Below are 21402 nucleotides of genomic sequence, written 5' to 3'. Positions count from 1 at the left end.
TTCATGTTATACCTTAAAATTTCAATTGGCTTCCGCAGGACTCGCGCACAACAAGCACTGGCTCCACAACAAATGAACCGCCACCTGACTGATTGTTAATCAAGTCATAGAGCATATGGGCAGCGAGGATACCAAGGCGTTGTTTGTTTTGACGGATGGTAGACAGTCTTGGTGTAGTATATTTGCAGGCTTCGATGTCATCACAGCCGATGATGGCGATATCCTCAGGGACCCGGAGGTCATGTTCTTTTAATGCACGGATGGCTCCTAAAGCCAGCAAATCAGAGGCAGCAAAAATGGCCTTTGGTAAACTGCCGCTTTGAATTAATTGTTGCATAGCCGTATACCCGCTGGACTCAAAGAAATCGTCGCCATGTACAAACCAACGCCGGTTCAAAGGGAGACCGAAACTTTCGATAGCTTTGGTATATCCTGCTTCCCGTAGATTGGATATTTCTGAATCCGCGGCACTTCCTATAAAACCAAGCTCCCTATAACCAAGAAGGTAAAAATGCTCTACGACCTTAGAGGATATTTGGAAGTTATCTGACATAACAAAGCCTGACTTCTTCCCTGTTAGTTCGAGATCTACCCCGATACAAGGGATACTGCTCATGTCCAGATCGTGGATCGTTGGCTCCATCTTCTGTCCAGATATAATGACACAGCCATCCACATTAAAATGAACAGCGCGCGCGAAGTAATCTCCGCTGCTAATAAATTTTTCGTTTGAAAAGAAGATGAGATCGTATCCCAGTACACCCATCTGTTTCTTGAAGGAGTTTAATACCTCAACGAAAAAAGGGTGCGTAAATTCTACATTAAGCTCACCCGCGAAAATCACACCGATCAGATTTGATTTTTTGGTTGCAAGTGTCTTGGCGGAGTTGGATGGTGAATATCCAGTTTGCTCGATGATCTCCAGGACTCTTTTCTTGGTCTTTTCCGAAACATCGCTGTAATTATTCATAATTTTCGAAACGGTCGAGACAGAAACGCCTGCCATTTCGGCAATCATTTTGATATTCATATGTAGTATAAGCCACCCTCCGCTTAATAGTTGGAATATGGGGGAAAGACTGTAGTAGAGCGGTTATTTATGAGTTTTTTTGAATGGAGTGAAGAGTAAAACAGTTATTTTAAGTCTATTCTTATTGCCGAAACAAGTCAAACGGATATTTTAATACTGAGATATATTCCGAAAAAAATAATGTAAAAAAATTCAAAATTATATCTTTACAAATATGGAAATCTAAGCAACAATAACATTGTCGAAACCGATTTCGATTCTTCGCTTGAATTACGAATATTACGAAATTCGAGGAGTGATGTTTAGGATGAAGAGGAATTTCACGGCAGCATTAGCTGCTATGCTCCTTGTCACCGGGCTGCTATCACCGGTTGGGAGCATGAATGCTTCAGCGGCAGAGCCATTAAAGGGAAACTCACCTGATTCAGCGGCAACGAAAGTGGAAAATGAAACAATCGATGTATTGAAAGCGTTTACGGATGTATCTCCAAGCCATTGGGCTGCAGGTCCATTACAGCGTTGGAGCGCAAATGGGATTATAAGTGGATATGACGATGGGTCGTTTCGACCGGGTAAGGAAGTCACAAAGGCAGAGTTCGCGGCTATTATGAATCGTATATTTAATTATCAGGAGCAATCGGATAAGCTTCCAGCGGATGTGCTGGCTACAGACTGGTATAAGAGTGATATTGCCAAAGGGATTACAGCTGGATATTTAAGCAGTGATAAGAATAACAATATTTATCCTTCACATGCGCTTTCGCGTGCTGAGGCGGCACTATCCTTGGAGAAAGTGTTTCGTTTCAATACGGACAAAAGTAGCACAGCAGCATTCACTGATTTGAACGGAGTCAGTGATGAAACTGCGAAAGCGATAGCAGCCCTATCGAGTGCTGGCTTTATTAAAGGTTATCCTGGAGGTTTGTTTAAGCCTGAGGGCGGAATTACACGTGCAGAGCTTGCTCAGCTTGCTGATCGAATGGTTTCGGGACTCATCTTAAAATCTGGAGAGACTTCGCTTGGAACAGTAAAGGGCAATGTAATCATTAATCATGCCGATGTGGTTCTTAAAGATACTGTCATCCAAGGCAATCTCTATTTAACGGAGGGGATTGCCGAAGGGAATGCGAAGCTTGAAGGTGTAAAGGTAACAGGGACTACGTTTGTACGAGGTGGCGGTGAGCAGAGTATTGGCTTACACAATACTTCACTTGGCCCGCTTCAAGTAGCCAAACCTAACGGTAAGGTTAGAATTTATACCAGCGGGTCAACAGCTGTGGGTACTGTGCAGCTGCAATCCGGGGCTATCTTGGAAGAGAGTAGCGATCTTACGGGAGCGGGCTTTGGGGATGTTGAGATGAACGTCGTTCCTCATATTATCTCACTTCGAGGGATATTTGCAGCGGTTCGCTCGGCAGACTCAGCAGTCAGCGGTTCTTTGCTAAGAATCTCAGGAACTGTTGCCAGTCTTACGGTGGGCAGCTCAACGCAATTGACTCTGGAGAACAATGCACAGGTGGCCGCGTTAATCCTGACTACGAGCGCTGGAGGCACAGCGATTCAAGGAAGCGGAAGCGTAACCTCAATAGATAACAAAGCCGATGGAGTAACGATTGGCGGCTCGCCATTAAAGAAAGGAAACACTAGTAAAACGACGCTGCCAGTAGCAACTTCAGCCTCAAGCAGTTCTGGTAATGGAGGTCCAATATCAACGCCAACCTCTACACCTGAAGCAACAGCTACAGCAACTACTACACCAACCGAAACACCAACACCAACACCAACACCGACACCGACACCAACGCCAACGCCAACGCCAACGCCAACACCGACACCGACACCGACACCGACACCGACACCAACACGAACACCAACACCAACACCAACACCAACGCCAACGCCAACGCCAACGCCGACACCAACACCAACACCAACACCAACACCAACACCAACACCAACACCAACACCAACACCAACACCAACACCAACACCAACGGCAACGCCAACCAATGATCCGTGGACGCTGGTTTGGGGTGATGAATTCAATGAAGGAAGCATTGATCCTACCAAATGGACCTATGACCTTGGAGATGGTTCGCAATTTAACAATCCAGGTTGGGGCAACAACGAGAAGCAATGGTATACAAGTGATGAGAAGAACGCAAAGGTACAGGATGGTAATCTAGTGATTACTGCGCGTAAAGAAGCAGTAAGTGGCAAGGAGTACACTTCTTCGCGACTTAAAACGAAAGGTCTGTTCAGTAAGAAATATGGGAAGTTTGAGATTCGGGCTAAAGCGCCTACCGGAAAAGGATACTGGCCGGCGATTTGGATGCTGCCGGAGAACTACGAGTACGGAAATTGGGCTTCCTCTGGTGAGCTTGATATCATGGAGGGCTGGGGCAGCCGTCCTAATACGGTAGCGGGTACCATTCATTACGGCGGCGAATGGCCTAACAATGTATACTCTGGCAAAGAGTACGTGTTCCCGGAAGGCTCCACGATAGAACAATTCCATACGTACTCCATTGAGTGGGAACCGGGAGAAATTCGCTGGTATGTAGATGGTGAGCTGTTCTTGACCAAAAATGACTGGTACAGCATCAGCAATGGCCAGCCTGCGAATAATGCTTATCCAGCACCGTTCAATCAGGAGTTCCACCTGCTGTTAAATCTGGCTGTCGGCGGCAACTTTGATGGTGATCCAACACCAGAAACCGTGTTTCCAAAATCAATGCAGGTTGATTATGTCAGAGTCTATGAACTGACAGGCCGTGAGTATCGTGAGCCGGTACCAGTTACGCTGGATAAGGAGCCATACTTGGAAGGCTCAAAGCTAGCACTTCCTGACGGAAACCTTGTCTATAACAACAACTTCACGGAGCAGGTTCCGGGAGATGATGGAATGGGTATACCGAATACTTCACATTGGGTTTTGTTTAAAGAACCAGGAGCTGATGCTACAGTTTCCACTGTACCGATTGGGGGACACAACTTCCTAAAGGTAAATATCAGTAATGCTGGAGGCAATGTCTATTCCGTTCAACCTCAAGCGATCGTATCCGTTGCAAAAGGTAGATTCTATAAGCTCAGCTTCGATGCGAAAACAGATGTGTCACGTAATATTAGCGTTAAATTAACGGGGGGAGAATCACGTGGCTTTGCGGCTTATTCTCCAGCACTTAAGGCAGAGCTGACTTCCGAGATGTCCCATTACGAAACGATGTTTCAAATGAAGGACAACTCTGATATTGCAGCACGGATAGAGTTCAATATGGGAACTAACGCTTCACCAGCTTGGTTAGGTAATGTCCGTCTGGAAGAGATAGATAGTATTCCTTTTGATCATGATGGAATAAAGACACCGCTCGGTAGCGGTAATCATCTGTACAATGGCACTTTCGATCTTGGTGAGCCCAATCGGATGAGCTATTGGCACGTAGAAACAGCCAATGGTGCAACGACCACTGCCAATGTAGATGATACAGGAAAGCTGAATCTGCAGATTGGCGGCAGCGAAAGTGGCGAAGTTCGATTGCTTCAAAAGGGAATTCAGCTCATACAGGGCCAAGATTATGAGCTTACCTTTAATGCTGCAGTATCCTCTGCACGTACTGCCACAGTTCAGCTTCTTGGAAAAGACGGCAGCGTACATGCGCAGCAGTCGGTTAACTTAGCCCAAGGTGAACAAGAAATAAAAGCAGTCTTCACCAACCTTGCAGGTGCGACGGATCATGAGGGACAATTTGTATTACTTCTGAACGGTGCTGCCGATACAGTCATCTTGGATAACTTCAAGTTGCTGCGCACGAGCTTTTATTATGATCCATCACTTGTTTACTACCCGCTGGTGAATGGTGAATTCAACACTGAATTTCATGCCTGGGATCGGCTGTTGACGGAGCAGGGCGGACAGAGCACTGCTACTGCTACAGATGGAACAGCGAAGTTTAACATTACGAATACGGGTAGCCAGCCATATTCCGTGATGTTGTTTCAAAATAACTTGAAAGCTGCAAGCGGAATAGATTATGTGCTAGAGTTTGATGCCAGTTCAACCATTGCCCGAAAAATCGGTGTGAATGTTGAAAATGCGTCTTATCAGGCTTCGTTTACAAAAAATGTAGAGCTCACACCAGCAACGAATCATTACACATTCGAATTCCGTCAAGGCAGTAAGGACACATTGTCACTTAAATTCCTGCTTGGAAAGGTTGAGGGAATTAGTATTCCTCAAAGCCATGATATTATCATCGATAATGTGAAATTTGAAATCAAAAATGCACCGGCCAAACCGCAGGAATTACTAAGCGATAGCAGCAATAACAGAGTTTCGCAGCCGATTGAGCTAACCTTCATAGACCATGAGGATTGGAGAAAGAAAATCGTTGCAGTGAAGGTTAATGGTATAACACTTGAAACCGAACAGTACACCATTGAGCCTGGAAAAATCATAATCGATGCAGCAGTATTTCCATCCGAGGGCAGCTATACCATCACTGTAGAAGCTGACCATTACGCAAATGGATCTGTGCTTCAGACGATACTTGCTAACGATAACAATCTAGTCATAAATGGCTCGTTCGGCAGTGGTAAGACGGGTTGGTCTACATGGTCTGGAGAAGGTGGTGTTTCTGCGTTTGATGTGAAGGATGGCGAGGCAGAAATTTTGATTACGTCAGCAGGATGGGAGGCGTGGCATACACAATTTTACCAAGAGGGTATCCCACTGGAAGGCGGAAAAACGTATGAGGTGAGCTTTAAGGCGAAATCAACGGTTCCGCGGCAGATCATCCTAGAATACTCCAATACTTCTGCAGCTTCCGCTCAAGCTAAGTTTGATATTACTGCCGATTGGGCAACGTATGGCGCACAATTTACGGTGTCTAACAGCAATCCGCTGAAGCTGAATTATCTGATCGGCAAATCGCTGGGCGCTGATCCTAAGGCTAACAGTACGCCACATACGATTTCTTTTGACGATATTGTGGTCCGGGAGGTACAAGGTGGTCCGCCAGTGACACCACCAAGCGGCACGCTGGATAATGGAACCTTTGATGTGGATTCCAAGGGGTGGAGCCAGTATTTTGATGGAATTGGATCTGCTGCTGTAAAAGATGGGGAATTTACGATAGACCTGACGGGCACAGGGCAAGCTGCCTACAGCGCACAAGTGGATTACGAAAACCTGAAGCTTATTCAGGGAAAGACGTACACCTTGAAGTTTAAGGCCCGTTCTACGGTAAACCGTAATATTCAGGTAGCTGTGGAGCATAAAGGCGGGGACTACACCAAATATTTGGAAGCTGAGCTTATAGCTTTGACCCAGAATATGAAAGAATTCAGCTACACATTTACCATGAACAGTGCGACAGACGCAGGGGCTCATCTGGTATTTTTAGTAGGGCTTATTGATGGGAACAGTACGGAGACGAATAGTGAAATTAGTGCGGGCAGCACGATTTATTTGGATGATGTAAGCTTAATCGAAAGTTGAACGAAAAAAACGGCAGTGTTTTCCTTTTTACAGGAGCACTGTCGTTTTTTTTGGTTTGGAATTAAGATTCTTCTTTAGGGATAAATTCGAAGATCTTACCATTCTCAAAGGATTCTATTAATTTTAGCAACCAGCGGTAGTAATTAATGGATTCGGTAATCTTCTCTTCATCTGTATTTAAGAGCTGCATAAGTTTACTATCGTCACTATACTCTTTTTTCATATCGTTAATTTCTGCAAGTGATTTCGCTAGTGAAATCATATTTCCTTCGACGGCTTTCCTCCATTTAATAGAGAAGTAATCACTGAAGTTCTGATGCCAGTCAGGCACAGTGGTGAACAGGTCTTTGCGAGTCCCTCTCCCCCAAACTTTATCGATCATTTTCAGATCTAGGAGGGTACGGACTCCCGTACTCATGGACGTTTTGCTCATTCCCATTGTTTTGCTAAGCTCGTCCAATGTCACTGGACCTTGATTGAAATACATATAACCGTATAAATGCCCAATGGATAAAGTGATGCCGTATAGGTCCATATTTTTACCGATAGAGTCTATCACGCGTTCACGGGCCTTACTAATCTTCTCTATTTGTTCGGGTGTTAACCCTTCTAAATCGTTCATGATGTCCCTCCTGAGGAATAGGTCGATAGACTGCTGCAACCTTATACAATGTATTGTAATCAAATCCCCCTCCATAAGTAAAGAAATCATGAAGAAAGGAATTTGGTGTAAAACAGAGTATTCTATACATAAAGTACGTAAAGTTAAAACTGTACACTAAATTTTATCCGTATATGGTGTTTGCATGAATTTTCAATAGTCCGGTACACTACTATAAGTGAACTAAACCCGGATATATCTTCGGGAGAAGGAGGACGGCATGGCTATTATAGAGGTGAAAAAGCTAACCAAAGTATTCGGTCATGATGCGGGAAAGGCGATTCCATTATTAGAGCAAGGGTGGTCGAAGGAAAAGATCGCTCAGGAATTAAAGTTGACGGTCGGAGTCAACAAAGCCGAATTCAGCATTGAAGAAGGAGAAATATTCGTCATTATGGGATTGTCCGGCAGCGGGAAGTCAACGTTGGTTCGTTTATTGAACCGTTTGATTGAACCTACAGGGGGACAAGTCCTTTTTAAAGGAAAAGACGTCGTGAAAATGAACCCGGAGGAGCTTCGGCAATTTCGGCGCAAGAACATCGGCATGGTGTTTCAGAAGTTCGCATTGTTTCCACACCGGACGGTATTGGAGAATGCGGAATACGGACTTGAGGTTCAGGGCGTAGATAAAAAGAAGAGAACTGAACGGGCCATGGAGGCATTGCATCTAGTGGGTCTAAAGGGTTGGGAGAACCATCGCCCGGATCAACTTAGCGGAGGGATGCAGCAGCGTGTGGGACTAGCAAGAGGACTTGCTAATGACCCAGATATCCTGCTCATGGACGAGGCCTTTAGTGCACTGGATCCGCTGATCCGTAAAGACATGCAGCAGGAGCTGCTGGAATTGCAGTCCAGAGTGAAGAAGACGATTGTGTTCATCACTCATGATCTAGACGAAGCCCTGCGGATTGGTGATCGGATTGCACTGATGAAAGACGGTGTTATCGTGCAGATTGGTACACCGGAAGAGATTCTCATTCAACCTGCCAATAAATATGTAGAGCGGTTCGTGGAGGATGTGGACTTGTCCAAGGTGCTAACAGCAGCTCATGTGATGCGGCAACCGGAAACGGTTAGACCTGAGCGTGGACCTCGGGTAGCACTTCAATTAATGCGTGATAGCGGCATATTCAGCTTGTATGTGGTAGACAAAGAAAACAAGCTCTTGGGTGTTATTACAGCTGAGGACGCAGCACAGGCACTAAAGGATAATAAATCCATCCTAGAGGTTACACGGCGGGAGATCCCTCGTGTATATCCAGAAACGCTGCTCAATGATTTCTTTGAACTAATATCTGAGACACATTTGCCTGTAGCCGTCGTAGATGAAGCGGATAAATTAAAAGGCATTGTGATTAAGGGAGCCGTTCTTTCCGCACTCGCGGGTAACGCGGTACCGGAAGGAGAAGGATCTTAATGGACATTCCAAAACTGCCTTTAGGAAAGGCCCTCGAGTGGTTGGAAAACTGGCTAACTACGTATTGTGGCCCCTTGTTTGACTTTATCGCTACAATAATCGGTGGAATGGTTTCTGCAATTGAAGGTGCGCTGACCTTCCTGCCTGCATTAGTGCTTATCGTACTTATTGCAGCTTTGTCTTATTGGATTGGGAAATGGCGCATGGCTTTATTTGCGGTAATCGGACTGCTCTTAATCGATAATCTCGGATTATGGGGACCTTCGATGCAATCTTTAGCCCTTGTTCTAACCGCCTCGATATTGGCTGTAGTAATCGGCGTACCGATTGGTATTTTGTGTGCGCAGAGAAATGCGGTTAGAAATACAGTTACGCCTATTTTGGACTTTATGCAGACGATGCCGGCATTTGTGTATTTATTGCCAGCGGTATCTTTTTTCTCACTTGGGGTAGTTCCAGGTGTAATTGCATCGATCATCTTTGCGATTCCACCGACAATTCGTTTGACCAATCTCGGTATTCGTCAAGTTTCAGAGGAGTTAGTTGAAGCAGCCGATGCTTTCGGTTCAACACCAACTCAGAAGCTGGTTAAATTGCAGCTGCCGATCGCACTGCCAACGATTATGGCAGGCGTCAATCAGACGATTATGTTATCACTCTCTATGGTTGTCATCTCATCTATGATCGGTGCGCAAGGTGTAGGTGCCTATGTATACCGCGCGGTATCGCAGGCTAAGACAGGAGATGGGTTCGAGGCGGGGATTGCTATCGTTATTATAGCTATTCTACTCGACCGTTTAACGCAGAACGCACTAAAACCAAAACAGAGATAGGGGTTTTAAATAGATATGAAGAAAAAAAATATAGGTTTATTCCTGTTAGTGATTATGATGATTACTGTTATTGCCGGATGTTCATCCACTAGTAAAGAAAAAGTGAAATTGGCTTATGTGGCATGGGATTCCGAAATTGCGAGTACTTATGTTGTTAAAGAAGTACTTGAAACTAAGCTTGGAGCTAACGTTGAAATGCTACAGGTAGATGCAGGCCCAATGTGGGCAGGGGTTGCTGATGGTAGTGCGGATGCTATGGTCGCAGCTTGGCTACCAAGCACGCATGCAGCTTATTTAGAGAAGTATGGTTCGAAAATCGAAGATTTAGGTGCTAATTTGAACGGAACTAAAGTTGGTTTAGCGGTTCCAGCGTACATGGATATTAATTCTATTGAAGACTTGAAGAACAGTGACCTGGCAGGTAAATTGAGCAATCGAATTATCGGAATTGAGCCTGGTGCTGGTATTATGACGACGACTGAAAAGGCTATTGCGGAATATGGTCTTAGTGAATATACGCTTCTAGAAAGTTCATCGGCAGCGATGGCTCAGGAGCTGCAAAAAGCCTATGACAACAACGAGCCTATCGTTGTAACAGGTTGGACACCACACTGGATGTTCGCCAATATGGACCTGAAATATCTGGAAGATCCAAAAGGTGTATATGGTGCGGATGAGCAAATCCATACGATGGTTCGTCAAGGTCTGAAAGAAGACATGCCGAATGTCTATAAGTTCTTGGATCAATTCGAGTGGACAGCAGAAGACATGGCGAAAGTAATGGTTGAGGTTCAAGGTGGGAAGTCACCAGAAGAAGCTGCTAAAACTTGGGTAGAAAACAACCCGGATAAAGTGAATGCGTGGATTCAAGGTGTAGAATTGTAAGTAGATAGAATTCTGTGGTATGATGTGAAGAATCAATGGATTACAAAAGTGTAACTTGTACGCTAACCACTGTTCTTTACAAATGCACTTCATAAGCAAAATCATTCAATAAAACACCCCGGAAGGGGTGTTTTTCTTGGGAATATAAGCAAAGTATTAAAAGGAATATCTATACTTTGCATATATTTTAATGCTCACACTTATGCTTTAGCGAAGTAAATCAGGAGGCAGCTGCTGCAAGGAGTCAAGAGAGGAGACTGCTTCATGACAGAGACCATAAATACCTGGATAGATTGGCTGCTGCAAACGCTTGGCCTTAGTGGACCCTCTATTTTATTTGTGACGATTCCATTGGCGCTGTTGCAGAGTATATTAGGATTTTTTCCGTTCGTAATTTTGATTGTCCTCCATGTGTCTGTATTTAACGTTATTGGAGGTATGATAATTAGTTGGCTGGCTTGTAATCTGGGTGGAATACTGATGTACTTCCTGATTCGACGATATCTTTACAATTGGTTTGATCGAAAATGGAGGTCCAAGCTGAAAAGGTATGACAAATGGCAGCGTTACTTGGACCGATATGGAATTTGGACGCTGGTCCTTCTACGTACGATTCCCATTATTCCGAACAATGTAATCAATTTTATGTCCGCTGTTTCACCGATAAAAGCATCATCTTTTATTTGGGGAACCGTGCTTGGGAATCTGTCCTACATTTGGCTATTCGGTACGATCGGCTCAAGCTTAATCGTCCCTAGGGAAGAATGGAATGGATATATTACTTGGTATGCCGTGTTTATCGCTATTCTAATCGGTATCTTTATACGGCGGCACTGGGACCATCTACAGGAAGATAAACGGAGTAGAATGCACTAATATTATTTGATCATCAAATGAATGAAGAACGTTTCTTTGGCATTATCTGCCGGAGGGAACGTTCTTCTTTTTTGTCTTCTTTCCGAATACCTTAAACTAAGTGGAGGTGGCTTGACCTCTACGTAAGGTGGGAGGGACTATCGCAATGGGGAGATTAAGAAAATGGGGGAACCGAGGGCTAAGATTACCTGATCTAGGTCAGCTTCGGCTGCCAAAAATAAATGGGGGCGGTACGCCGAGGTTCTCTGGAAGAAGCTCCGCGTTCAAGTCAAAACCTAGTAGGGCAGCGGCAAGACCACAGAGTGCACGCTTTGAAGCTAAGCGAAGTAGAAGTCATATGAGATCATCCAGTAGGTCAGAGAGAAAGATGACCGTTTCCGGCGGAAACACGCGTAAGCCAAGAAGCCGGCGCAAATTTTGGTTGATTGCATCCTTGGTATTGATTGTGCTTGTACTACAAGCACTGCGATACGTGGAGCTGCACATGAAGCCACCTATCTTGCATTTAGCGCAAATTCGTGTGAAGCAAATCGCAACAGAGTCGATAAATAAAGCGATCACTTCACAAGTTGCGAACGGAGGAAATGCGGAGGAACTAATTGATTGGAAGACCGATAAGAACGGGAAAATATCAGGCTTTATGTTGAACTATGCGGAGCATATGCGTATTACTTCGCAAGCAGCAGAGGTAATCCAGACCACGTTGCAGGATTTGCATAATCAGACAGAATATATTCCGCTCGGTCAGGCACTAGGTAGTCCTCTCATCGCCTCTTATGGACCTGATATCCCGATCAAGATTGAACCGCAAGGTGCTGTTAAGGTTGAACTCAGCACTCGCCAGCAAAATGCCGGAATTAATATGATTTTAGTTGAGGTCTATATCCATATTGTTACGGAGGTAGCGGTGGTTATTCCTTTTGACATGGAACCCCAAGTAGTGGATACGGAAATTCCTGTGTCATATTTGATGGTCGTCGGAGACGTGCCTATGTATTACTACGATAATCAGGGTCAGCCTGTCGGAGCTAATGGCAGCAGTGCCCCGGGAATTGCTATTCCTGCACCATCTGTAAGTGGAGATAAAAATGGAGTATCAGATCAGAGCAAGGATACCCCTGGGAATAGCCAAGAGGATAGCAATTCATCACCAGCCGCACCCAATTCTTCGAATACAGGCGCAGCTCATACAGAAGAAGGCGGCAAAGGTGTAAATGGAGGGAATTAAGGGATATCGTGCTTAACCGCTCATAGACTATAGGTAGAGTTGCTTTAAATAAATGGAGCGTGAGTCCTAATGTCACATGAATCGCTGAATATGGAACGCTTGGCAGGGAGATATGGTTTCCTTGAACGTGCCGGACTTCTACCCTTGCCTAGTGAAGATGGGATTTCTATTGTAGTTGAGCTTAGCCGTATGGAATGTGCCAGGGTCTGTTTACCCCTGCTGCTGCGTCACTCGGGAGTGGCTGTGCGCATTATTGCTGTTTCAATGACGCCCGATTTCCCCATGGAGGTATTAGCAAGACAGTTCTCGCCAGAGGAACCAGTGCTCTTCCTACCCTATGAGAAGGAGGAGTATATGCCCAACCTAGCTCTGGCCCATATCGAGACCACCTTTGCTGTTCTGCTTGAAGATTCGATTATGGTATCGCCTGGCTGGTTAAGCGAGTTAATGTGGGTTTCCTTTGATGATGCTTCCGTTAGAGTCATTGCTCCGCGTTCTTCTACCGAGAGGGGAGAAGGGAAGAAACGGCTTCACTTTGGTACTCATCATGAATTAGCTGAGCATGTAAGCTACAGTCTTGGGCGGTATCAAGGCGAATGGCGCGAGGTGGAAGTGCTAACCGGATCTTGTCTTCTATTCACTAAGGAATTGATTCAGCGAATTGGCGGCTTTGACACCTCGCTTCAAGCGCGGCATCTCATGATAGCTGACTGGTGTCTCCGAGCGCGGCAGGTTGGAGCGAAACTGGCACTGAGTGAAGCTGTGTATGTTCATGCTATTCAGTCACTGGATAGATACCTGAGAACGAAGGACGAATCCAAACAGACGAATGGCTGGCAGACATACTACAAGAAATGGGCACTTGAAAGCGGGATAGAGAACGAAGGACTTTTAGTACCGCCTACTGAATCCCTAAAATTTCCACAGCCGGTTATACCATTGGGCAGGATATCCTTAGCTTCTCCGTTGGTAACGGCCATAGTGTATTGTGATGAAGCTTGGGATTGTGATGAGCTGAAGGAGCAATGGATAGCTGCACGGGAGCAGCAGAGCTACAAGTCTATTCGCTGGATTTGGATCAGAGATACTTTGGTGGACGCTGCTCCTGAGTTTCCGGTTAGCGAACATGATGTAGTGATAACGGTTCATGGTGAGGATGTATGGCTACGGGCGTTAAAGAACGCATCTGCATTATATGAGAGTGAGATCATTCTGTATTTGTCCACTTCTATCCAATATGAGAAACATTATATTGAGCGGGTGGTGAAGGCCATAACCCAAGGCTCCGCTGATCTGATCGTAAGTTTATCGACTGAAATGGAGGAAGCGGGGGTTCATTTGCTTGCAGGGGGAGATTCAGCGCTCACGCTACCTCTTGAACGTGTTGCTTACAAAGGAGGGATCATGCCTGGGATGATTAGCAATAGGAAGTTTACTTCCCGTCAATTGCTGCTTCACCCTAATGCTTCTCTGGTAATAGGCTATATTGGGGATTTGTCCGATTCCAAGGAGGCACACCCATGAAATATTTAATTCTAAGCGGAGGTTCTTGGGAGGACTACGAATATAAAAGATTGCTAGAGCTTCTTCCCGACCGGGAAGGGGTCTGCTTTGCTGGACGAATGACCAGTGAGCAGCAGACTAACAATCAGATTAGGGCAGTTGCGGCTGCAGATATTTATTCTTTGAACATGAAGCAATACACGATTCTTGTCTCTTCTCCTTATTGGCTCACAGGGGTTTTCTCCTTGCAGGCAGCTTATGTAGTGGCTCTGCTAGAACGTTGTCCGGAAGAAGAAAAGAAGTGGTTATGGGATAAATACAGCGGTTTGCTTGGCGCAAAGGCTGATCTTGTAGCCACCCGATCTGAACGGATATATCTAGAGCAGAGCTTACGCAGGGAAGGTGTGCTCTATCTCGGCGGGGATCAGCAGGAATCCTATGGAGCTACCTTTCAGGGAGATCGGCTGTATTTTCTTACGGATTATGAGGTGCTGTGGAGGAAGGCAATAGTGAACTTGTGGCAGGATTCAACGATATCACCTGCTGATTGGGTTACTATACAGCTTGAGTTGCGGGCGGACTATTACATTTCCATGTGTGCTAAGCTGCCCAGTCAACCTGTTGTACATTACTTGGCAGCTTCCTATCTGTACTTGTTGGGGGATTCCGTAGCAAACCGCTATCTGACGCAATCTTTTGAGCTCATGGTGCTGTATGAATATTTAGATTGCCTTCATTCACATTTTCGCTTTTTTTCGGCTATAGAGGGTAAGACTGGGGATTTGGAAACAGCTGTTCAACAATATACGATTACGGCATTTACAGCTGAGGAGAAGCGGGATGCGGAAAGACTGCGGGGCTGGCTTCACTCCGGGCAGTACGAACTTGTCCGGGCAGAGCTGTTTCGTTTGAATGAGGATGAAGCTGCGGCAGTACGGATTCTGAGTTCGCTCACTACCTCAGAGGCAAAGATGTTATTGATTCAGAATTATATTCAGACCTTCCAATGGGAGAAAGCGCTAGAGCTTCAGCAAGATTTGGAGGGAAGTGTTGATGGGGTTATAGAAGGCACAATACACTTGCTACATGGCAGACGGCATGAGGCTATACGCAGCTTCTTGAATGCGGCAGGGCAAGACAATCAGGCGTGGCCGCTTTTATCAGAGATGGCAGATCTAGAAGAGGCGGTAAAACGATTGAAAAGGAGAGTGGAGGGATGAGTAGTCATAGATGGCCTCTCCGCAAAACAGCAGGTAACCGCTTGACCGCTATGATGCAGGTTCGAAACGAAGCTGGAAGGTATCTGGAGCAGGTACTTGAAGAACTGAGTGAGTTTGTGGATGATATTGTAGTTGTTGATGATGGAAGTACAGATCATACGGCACAGTTATGTCGTTCTTTTGCCAAGGTTACGAAGCTTGTGACACTGGAGACCTCCTTGTTTAATCGGGAGTGGGAGCTAAGGCAGATATTATGGGATTTGGCGGTATCTACGAATCCGGATTGGCTCCTGTCTGTAGACGCTGATGAGTTCTATGAAGAGGCAGCTAAACGGGAGATGAGACGGCTGATTGATCAGGATGTGTATGACTGGGTATCTTTCCGGCTATTTGATTTCTGGGGTGGCACCACCCATTATCGTGAAGATGAACATTGGAATATCCATACGAAGCATACTCGTACACTTGTCCGATATTTGCCGAATTTTCATTATTTCTTCCCGAAAATGGATCATCATGTTCCTAGGCTGCCGCTTTCTTACTCTGTATTGCCGGGTTTTCTTGCCGAACTGCGGGTGAAGCATTATGGATGGGCGGTTCCGCCGGAAGAGCTTCGACTTAAATATTCGCGTTATATGGAGCTTGATCCAGAGGGGCGCTGGGGGAGTCTGGAGCAGTACCAGTCCATTCTAGATGAGCAGCCCCATTTGATCGAATGGAAAGAATAGCTCTGAAATCCGAATCTGCCAGTCGGTTAGTTCTGACTGGCGGATCTGACGAGCAGCCCCCATGGGATTTGACCTGAGGAAATCCCATGGGGATAAGCTTTTGCAGCGAGTATAAGCTTGTAGTATGAGAGACTGACTGTAGCGGTAGTTCCTCCGATTCTGAGCAAATTTATTTCATCTGATTGAGCGATCTTTGGAGTTTCTCCGCAGGAGCAAGCCATTGCCACATATAATAGCCATTCGGCGCAGTCCGTCGAAGCATTATAATGAGGGGTTTGACTGAGATAGATGGAACTCCACTGTTTCTTTACGGGGATAGGAGCCTCAAGCAATCCATAGTATAAGGGCTGCGGCAGCTTGCACCACTGGAATAAAGAGCCCTCTGATTGTCGATAAAGCGATAATACACTATCCCAAGCACCGACCTGAAGCAGCAATTGCATAGCGTAGCTCAGATCAGGAAGAGCAGGCTTAATGTCAGAACGACTTGTTATGATATGATGAATTGTTAGCATCCCCGGTCTGTATGGCGATATGGAGATAAGCCACTTCATGGCTGATTCAGTATCTCCAGCACGGCAAGACAAAGCCCAGAGATAACCGAGTATAGATGAACGTTCGGAAAGAACAGATGGATTATGAAGCAGCTGCTCAAGCGGTGCGAGGGTGTGTGCCCCCTCTTGCTGCTGAGTACAAGCAAGGAAAGCCTGCACAATGGTTTGAACGGCTAGCGGTAGCTGCGAAGCAAAAGAGAGAGTGACCAGCCATTCAAAGTCACGAGCATTGAGCGCCGCAGGCACAAGATAGCCTAAGGTAATTGGTGAAAGAGCGTGGATATGGCAGCGGGTCAATGCGATCATACTTAACCTCTCTCCGGATAGCAGGCTTAGTGGGACAAGTTGTTTCCACGCATCCGTATAATCTGGTTTGAATTGTATAGCAGCCTCGTAGTGTTTCCGCGCGTTTGGATATAGAAATAACTTCTCGCATACTCTGCCCGCTAGTAGTTCTGTTCGATACGTTCCACTTCCCGAAGAAGATGGATATGGATGTGCTGTATCTTCGCTCTTCAGTGCTTGCTGCAAGAAGTGTCTAGCTTGTCTAAGCTGTCCTTGTTCGAGCAACAAAGCAGCATAGCCCTCTAATAAATCAGTGAAATCAGGAAACAATAAGCTCCCCGCATGAAAGACTTCCTCAGATTCCTGCTTCCTGTTACATCGTTGTAAGGCATAGGCAGTCTTTAGATAAATATCGGAGGCATACCCGGATTGGGTTGGAACATCAGCGAGTAATGGAAGAAGTACATCTGCCGCTGAATGATATTGTTCCTGTTGATAATGCTCTACCCCTAGTGCATAACGAAGGATTAGATGGTTCGGTTGAAGCTGCAGACCACTATTGATGAGAGCTAAATTGCGCTGGTATTTATTTTTGTGCTGTAGTTCATCCTCTAAATAACCGTAGTGATAAATACGCAATTCAGCGTAAGCAATTTCCCCCGCAGGAAGCTCCCAAATGCTGCTGGCCGTCTCCTCATGAATGATTCCACGAAAGATGATTCTTTCATCGTTTCTGAACAAGCGGCAGACATGATCGGTAACAAAATCCGCTTTAGGGGCGTCACCGATATAGTGGATAATGGGTAGCCAATATCCGTGAATATGCGCTGCGTCCAGCAGGTGCTGGACCTGCTCCCTCCTCCAATGATCTACAGCCTCATCGGCATCAAGTACTAGAATCCAAGGGGAAGTTGCATGCTTCAGACTTAGGTTTCGTGCTTTCGAGAAATCATTCTCCCAAGTCATATCGATGATCTTTGCACCGAACTTAGTTGCTATGTCTATGCTATTATCCTCAGACCCGGTATCCACAATGATGATTTCTGATACGATTCCTTGCACAGAGGACAGGCATTTCTCCAGGTGGTTCGCCTCATTCTTAATGATCATACAAAGTGTGATATCGGGTGTGGTCATAGGAAACGTCCCTCCTATTCTGAAACTTTGGGAAGCGGAAGAGCTAGGCGTACTCTTTTGACCGCTGGTGAATAGGTAGCAGAAGAGGATAATGAAGCAAGCAGACGATCCGCTAACACAATCTGTGAACGCCCCTGCTCAGATGCTTGATTAAATGCCACTTCTATAGAAATGGGCTGCTCTGTGGCATTTATCAGCTGTGCGGCTGCTTCATTACATCCCTCACTCTGTAATAATTCTAGGAGAATCCTGTTCTTAGTCACTGTGTAGTCTGGCAGATGAGCGTGGAACCAACCGTAAATCTCACTCTCGCGACCTGCACATTCCAGGGCTCGTAGTAGCCGGGCAATGACGGGAGTAGGTTCGGGATGAAGCTGTGCGGTTTTGGTGTAACAAGCAATGGCTTCGGTCTCATCACCCATCTCTTCACATAATTGACCCAGCATATAATAGGTTAAATATGAACCGAATCCAGCCTCAGTATGGTAGCCGGGAGGAGCAGCTCCGATGATCAGCGCTTGTAGCAACGCTACTTTGGCTTCTGCAAAGGCACCTAATTGTAAGAGTAGAGCCCCTTTGATATGAGCTAAGTCTGGGTAATCCGGATGTGAGCTAATCCCACGGTCACAAGCTGCAAGCGCCCCAGGGTAATCTTTTAATTCTGCAAGCGAGCGAATTTCATATTTATGCAGCAGGTGGATGTAACTTGTATCAGGCGGTGCCTCTTCTAGTGATTGTTGGATATGTTTTAGAGCAGGTTGATACTCCCCCAAACGCATATACTCAACAGCCATATTAAAATGGTGGAAAGGATCTTTAGGATTTAACCTTAGCTGCTCTTTCAGCAGCTCGACATTTCGTTTGATTTTATCTTTCTTGACCACTACCCCTTCTGCGTAACCATAATGATGGATGACTACAGTGGTCAAATGCATCGGTGCCTGAGGTGTAGCTGTTATGATAGCCTCAGCGATCTGTTCGTGAATAATACCGCTAAACCGGTACTTAGGGCGATTACGAAACATCCGAATAATCGGATTGATGGTGATCGTCTGTGAAGCGGGGGTTAACCCTTTATGATTATGAATGCGTAGGAAAAATGCCTCGTACTCCATATGCTCGGCACATAGCAGTAATTCTCCCTTGCTCTCCTCACTTAATTCCTCATCTCCATCTAGAACAAGAATCCATTGTCCATGGGCCTGCTGGAGACCTGCGTTGCGGGCAGCAGCAAAGTCGCCGCTCCAAGGGTGTTGTATGATTTTGGCTCCGAAACTTAGGGCAATTTGAACTGAAGCGTCGGTCGATCCAGTATCCACTATAATGATCTCATCGACGACTCCCCGTACGCTTTTTAAACATTGGCTCAAGCTATTTCCTTCGTTCTTAACGATCATGCATAAGGAAATTAGTGGCTTTCTTCTTGAACGGTTCATAGGGATGACCTCTTTTCGTTCTGACGGAAGCTCCACTGAGTGTGCCAAGGTGTACGATTCAGCAAGGTAATGGATTTACGGATAGCTCCGATATCCTCCTGCAATGGGCCATGAGCATGGGCATCCTTTAAACTTTGTAGAGCGTCTTCCATACTCAGCTTCGCTTGCTGAAGATAACAGAGGGATAAGCCGATCCTTGCGGATTCATGCTCAGGCTCTTGTTCCAGCGCTTGCTGAAACCATTCACTGGCTTCGGAATAATGCCCTTTGTCAAAGATCATCTCACCAATATAAAAAAGCACGCTTGCATCGGCGATCTTATCACGAACAAGTACAATAAATTCCTCTCCTGCGGCCTGCCAATTCCCTTCTTTATATAATGCTGTGGCAAATTCAGATCGATAAGCCGGGAACAGGTCCACTAAAGTATGACTAAGTGTGAGCTGATGCAGCTTTACGGATTGCCCGATGAGGTCGGAAAGGAATGAGGAATATATGTGATCTACCTCTATTTCTACCGGACATGCCACTTGTTGGCGTTGGGATCGCTCAATGTATTCCAGTCCAGAACGAAGTTCACCTGATATATGGTTGAGCAAGTCCTTTTTAAATTCTCCATATCGTTCCCATTGGCAAATGGCCCAAAGAGTATACCACTGCTTTTGATGCTCTAAACCAAGGTGATCTTGGGAAGCTAGTGAGGTCATCTGCCCTATAGCTGTACCCGCGTCTTCTAGCTTGCCGGTGATGATGAGTGATGAAATGATTCTATATGCAGTATCCAATTCCAATGGAAAAATATCTCGGGATAAGGTAGCTATGGTCTCATAAGCATTTATCTCATATAAACTTTCAATGATCGCGGATCTACTGATTGAGGTGGTTGGGGGAACGAGTTGGATCAGTAAAGTGGCGATTTCCTCATCGGGTACAGCTAAGCGTTGAAAAGCAGCAGCAATCCCCTGCAAGGCGGGCGTATATAAAGAATGGTGTTGAAGTGCACGATGAAATAATCTCGCAGCATCCTCAAGAAGACCAAGCCGCTGTGAGATTAAACCCATCCGGTATAGGGGGCGAAAGGTACTCATTCCTTGTTCACATACATATTTTCCGTTAAGCACCTCATGCTCAGGAATGGACTCTGCATGTTGATAAGCTAATCGCGCACGTTCCAAAAGGCCTTGGCTCTCCAAAGATTGCCCTAACAAAAAATGCAAATCAGGATAGTCGCCATAACGCTCCAGTTCAATCATCAGCAAGGGGTCAATCGCATTCATTTTTCCTTGAGCATGATAAATTTTACAGAGATCCCTAATCATCGTAGGACGATAGGAGGCTTCGAGTACTACATGGTGAAGGCCTTGACGAAGCAACGTCTCAGCTTCCAGAAGACGACCGTCCTGACAGAAGTTTACTGCCAAATTATAGGAGTGGAAAGGATCATCCGGATATTCGGTTAAAGCGAGGTGCAGCAGGTGTCTATTTCGATTGATTTTATCTTTTCGTGTCATGATTTCAGGTAAATATCCAAAGTGTATAATCTCAAGTTGACTGTGCTCAATCGCCGAGAGGTTATGTTTGCTAAGGATTGAAGTGTCAATTCCCTCATGAATTCTTCCACTATATTGATAACCCTGTCCATTTCGGAATAAGCGGACTGCACTGTGTTTTACCTTATCTTCAGGTCGTTCACCAACCCAATTATCAATGTTTATAGTAAAAGCCTGAGCTTGTGTGTTCTCCAGAAGGCTGCGGAGTTCTGTAAGTGGGGTCTGCAAGCACTCATCGGCATCAAGGATAAGAATCCAATTTGTTGAAGCATGAACGAGCCCTTCATTACGAGCTGCCGCGAAATCGTCTGTCCATTCCCGTTGGAAGACTCTAGCCCCGAACGCTTCGGCAATAGCTATGGATTCGTCGGTAGAGCCCGTATCGATCATCACAATTTCGTCAGCACCAGCTACGCTTGCGAGACAGTGAGGCAGGAGATCAGCTTCATCTTTTACGATGAGGTGGACGCCAAGCGTAATATTATTCACGGTTGTTCCTCCTTGAAAAGCATTATGTGTTTGTTGCACATATGTATAGCTGCTGACACAAGCATAAGCGCCT

At 45.6% G+C, this 21402-nt stretch carries 14 protein-coding genes; 9 read left to right on the top strand and 5 right to left on the bottom strand.

What is annotated here, in order from left to right:
- Nucleotides 1-13: 13 nt before the first annotated feature.
- Nucleotides 14-1030, bottom strand: a complete 1017-nt coding sequence (locus PAENI_RS09170) for a LacI family DNA-binding transcriptional regulator (protein ID WP_149645030.1) — start codon at nt 1028-1030, stop codon at nt 14-16.
- Between the two features lie 307 nt (nt 1031-1337).
- On the opposite strand from PAENI_RS09170, the gene PAENI_RS09165 reads away from it, so the two are divergent.
- Nucleotides 1338-6527: a carbohydrate binding domain-containing protein gene (locus PAENI_RS09165; RefSeq protein ID WP_188114512.1), complete on the top strand. Its 5190-nt coding sequence runs from the start codon at nt 1338-1340 to the stop codon at nt 6525-6527.
- A 61-nt stretch (nt 6528-6588) separates the two neighbouring features.
- On the opposite strand, the gene PAENI_RS09160 is transcribed toward PAENI_RS09165, so the two are convergent.
- Nucleotides 6589-7149, bottom strand: a complete 561-nt coding sequence (locus PAENI_RS09160) for a GbsR/MarR family transcriptional regulator (protein WP_042191677.1) — start codon at nt 7147-7149, stop codon at nt 6589-6591.
- A gap of 259 nt (nt 7150-7408) precedes the next feature.
- Between PAENI_RS09160 and PAENI_RS09155 the strand changes: the two genes are divergently transcribed.
- The 8 genes from PAENI_RS09155 (at nt 7409) to PAENI_RS09120 (ending at nt 15878) form a co-directional block, all read left to right on the top strand.
- Nucleotides 7409-8605: a quaternary amine ABC transporter ATP-binding protein gene (locus tag PAENI_RS09155; RefSeq protein WP_042191675.1), complete on the top strand. Its 1197-nt coding sequence runs from the start codon at nt 7409-7411 to the stop codon at nt 8603-8605.
- Nucleotides 8605-9438, top strand: coding sequence for an ABC transporter permease (locus tag PAENI_RS09150; protein ID WP_042191673.1), 834 nt, complete (start codon nt 8605-8607; stop codon nt 9436-9438). The genes PAENI_RS09155 and PAENI_RS09150 overlap by 1 nt, the downstream gene beginning before the upstream one ends.
- Before the next feature lie 15 nt (nt 9439-9453).
- Nucleotides 9454-10323, top strand: coding sequence for a glycine betaine ABC transporter substrate-binding protein (locus PAENI_RS09145; RefSeq protein ID WP_149645028.1), 870 nt, complete (start codon nt 9454-9456; stop codon nt 10321-10323).
- A 264-nt stretch (nt 10324-10587) separates the two neighbouring features.
- Nucleotides 10588-11199, top strand: coding sequence for a TVP38/TMEM64 family protein (locus tag PAENI_RS09140; protein WP_076285278.1), 612 nt, complete (start codon nt 10588-10590; stop codon nt 11197-11199).
- A gap of 145 nt (nt 11200-11344) precedes the next feature.
- Nucleotides 11345-12427 carry a sporulation protein YunB gene (yunB, locus tag PAENI_RS09135; RefSeq protein ID WP_410477461.1) on the top strand — a complete coding sequence of 361 codons (1083 nt, stop codon included), beginning with the start codon at nt 11345-11347 and terminating at the stop codon, nt 12425-12427.
- Between the two features lie 69 nt (nt 12428-12496).
- Entirely contained in the window at nt 12497-13951 is a 1455-nt protein-coding gene (locus PAENI_RS09130) for a glycosyltransferase family protein (protein WP_149645027.1), read from the top strand.
- Nucleotides 13948-15150 carry a hypothetical protein gene (locus tag PAENI_RS09125; RefSeq protein ID WP_149645026.1) on the top strand — a complete coding sequence of 401 codons (1203 nt, stop codon included), beginning with the start codon at nt 13948-13950 and terminating at the stop codon, nt 15148-15150. Before PAENI_RS09130 ends, PAENI_RS09125 begins: the two co-directional genes overlap by 4 nt.
- Nucleotides 15147-15878 carry a glycosyltransferase gene (locus PAENI_RS09120; protein ID WP_149645025.1) on the top strand — a complete coding sequence of 244 codons (732 nt, stop codon included), beginning with the start codon at nt 15147-15149 and terminating at the stop codon, nt 15876-15878. The genes PAENI_RS09125 and PAENI_RS09120 overlap by 4 nt, the downstream gene beginning before the upstream one ends.
- Nucleotides 15879-15904: 26 nt before the next feature.
- Here the strand turns inward: PAENI_RS09120 and PAENI_RS09115 are convergent, their stop codons facing one another.
- The 3 genes from PAENI_RS09115 to PAENI_RS09105 are packed head-to-tail and all read right to left on the bottom strand — an operon-like array spanning nt 15905 to nt 21329.
- A complete protein-coding gene (locus PAENI_RS09115) occupies nt 15905-17854 on the bottom strand; it encodes a glycosyltransferase (protein ID WP_149645024.1) in 1950 nt (649 codons plus the stop codon).
- Between the two features lie 14 nt (nt 17855-17868).
- A complete protein-coding gene (locus tag PAENI_RS09110) occupies nt 17869-19290 on the bottom strand; it encodes a tetratricopeptide repeat-containing glycosyltransferase family 2 protein (protein ID WP_149645023.1) in 1422 nt (473 codons plus the stop codon).
- Nucleotides 19287-21329, bottom strand: a complete 2043-nt coding sequence (locus PAENI_RS09105) for a glycosyltransferase family 2 protein (protein ID WP_188114511.1) — start codon at nt 21327-21329, stop codon at nt 19287-19289. Before PAENI_RS09105 ends, PAENI_RS09110 begins: the two co-directional genes overlap by 4 nt.
- Nucleotides 21330-21402: the final 73 nt, after the last annotated feature.

It is taken from the genome of Paenibacillus sp. B2(2019) (assembly GCF_008370385.1).
Classification (GTDB): domain Bacteria; phylum Bacillota; class Bacilli; order Paenibacillales; family Paenibacillaceae; genus Paenibacillus_AQ.
This window is presented reverse-complemented; position numbering and strand designations above follow the sequence as displayed.

Coding starts and splice junctions, on each gene's coding strand:
- PAENI_RS09170 (WP_149645030.1), bottom strand. CDS start 1,030: ATGAATATCAAAATGATTGCCGAAATGGCAGGCGTTTCTGTCTCGACC.
- PAENI_RS09165 (WP_188114512.1), top strand. CDS start 1,338: ATGAAGAGGAATTTCACGGCAGCATTAGCTGCTATGCTCCTTGTCACC.
- PAENI_RS09160 (WP_042191677.1), bottom strand. CDS start 7,149: ATGAACGATTTAGAAGGGTTAACACCCGAACAAATAGAGAAGATTAGT.
- PAENI_RS09155 (WP_042191675.1), top strand. CDS start 7,409: ATGGCTATTATAGAGGTGAAAAAGCTAACCAAAGTATTCGGTCATGAT.
- PAENI_RS09150 (WP_042191673.1), top strand. CDS start 8,605: ATGGACATTCCAAAACTGCCTTTAGGAAAGGCCCTCGAGTGGTTGGAA.
- PAENI_RS09145 (WP_149645028.1), top strand. CDS start 9,454: ATGAAGAAAAAAAATATAGGTTTATTCCTGTTAGTGATTATGATGATT.
- PAENI_RS09140 (WP_076285278.1), top strand. CDS start 10,588: ATGACAGAGACCATAAATACCTGGATAGATTGGCTGCTGCAAACGCTT.
- yunB (WP_410477461.1), top strand. CDS start 11,345: ATGGGGAGATTAAGAAAATGGGGGAACCGAGGGCTAAGATTACCTGAT.
- PAENI_RS09130 (WP_149645027.1), top strand. CDS start 12,497: ATGTCACATGAATCGCTGAATATGGAACGCTTGGCAGGGAGATATGGT.
- PAENI_RS09125 (WP_149645026.1), top strand. CDS start 13,948: ATGAAATATTTAATTCTAAGCGGAGGTTCTTGGGAGGACTACGAATAT.
- PAENI_RS09120 (WP_149645025.1), top strand. CDS start 15,147: ATGAGTAGTCATAGATGGCCTCTCCGCAAAACAGCAGGTAACCGCTTG.
- PAENI_RS09115 (WP_149645024.1), bottom strand. CDS start 17,854: ATGACCACACCCGATATCACACTTTGTATGATCATTAAGAATGAGGCG.
- PAENI_RS09110 (WP_149645023.1), bottom strand. CDS start 19,290: ATGAACCGTTCAAGAAGAAAGCCACTAATTTCCTTATGCATGATCGTT.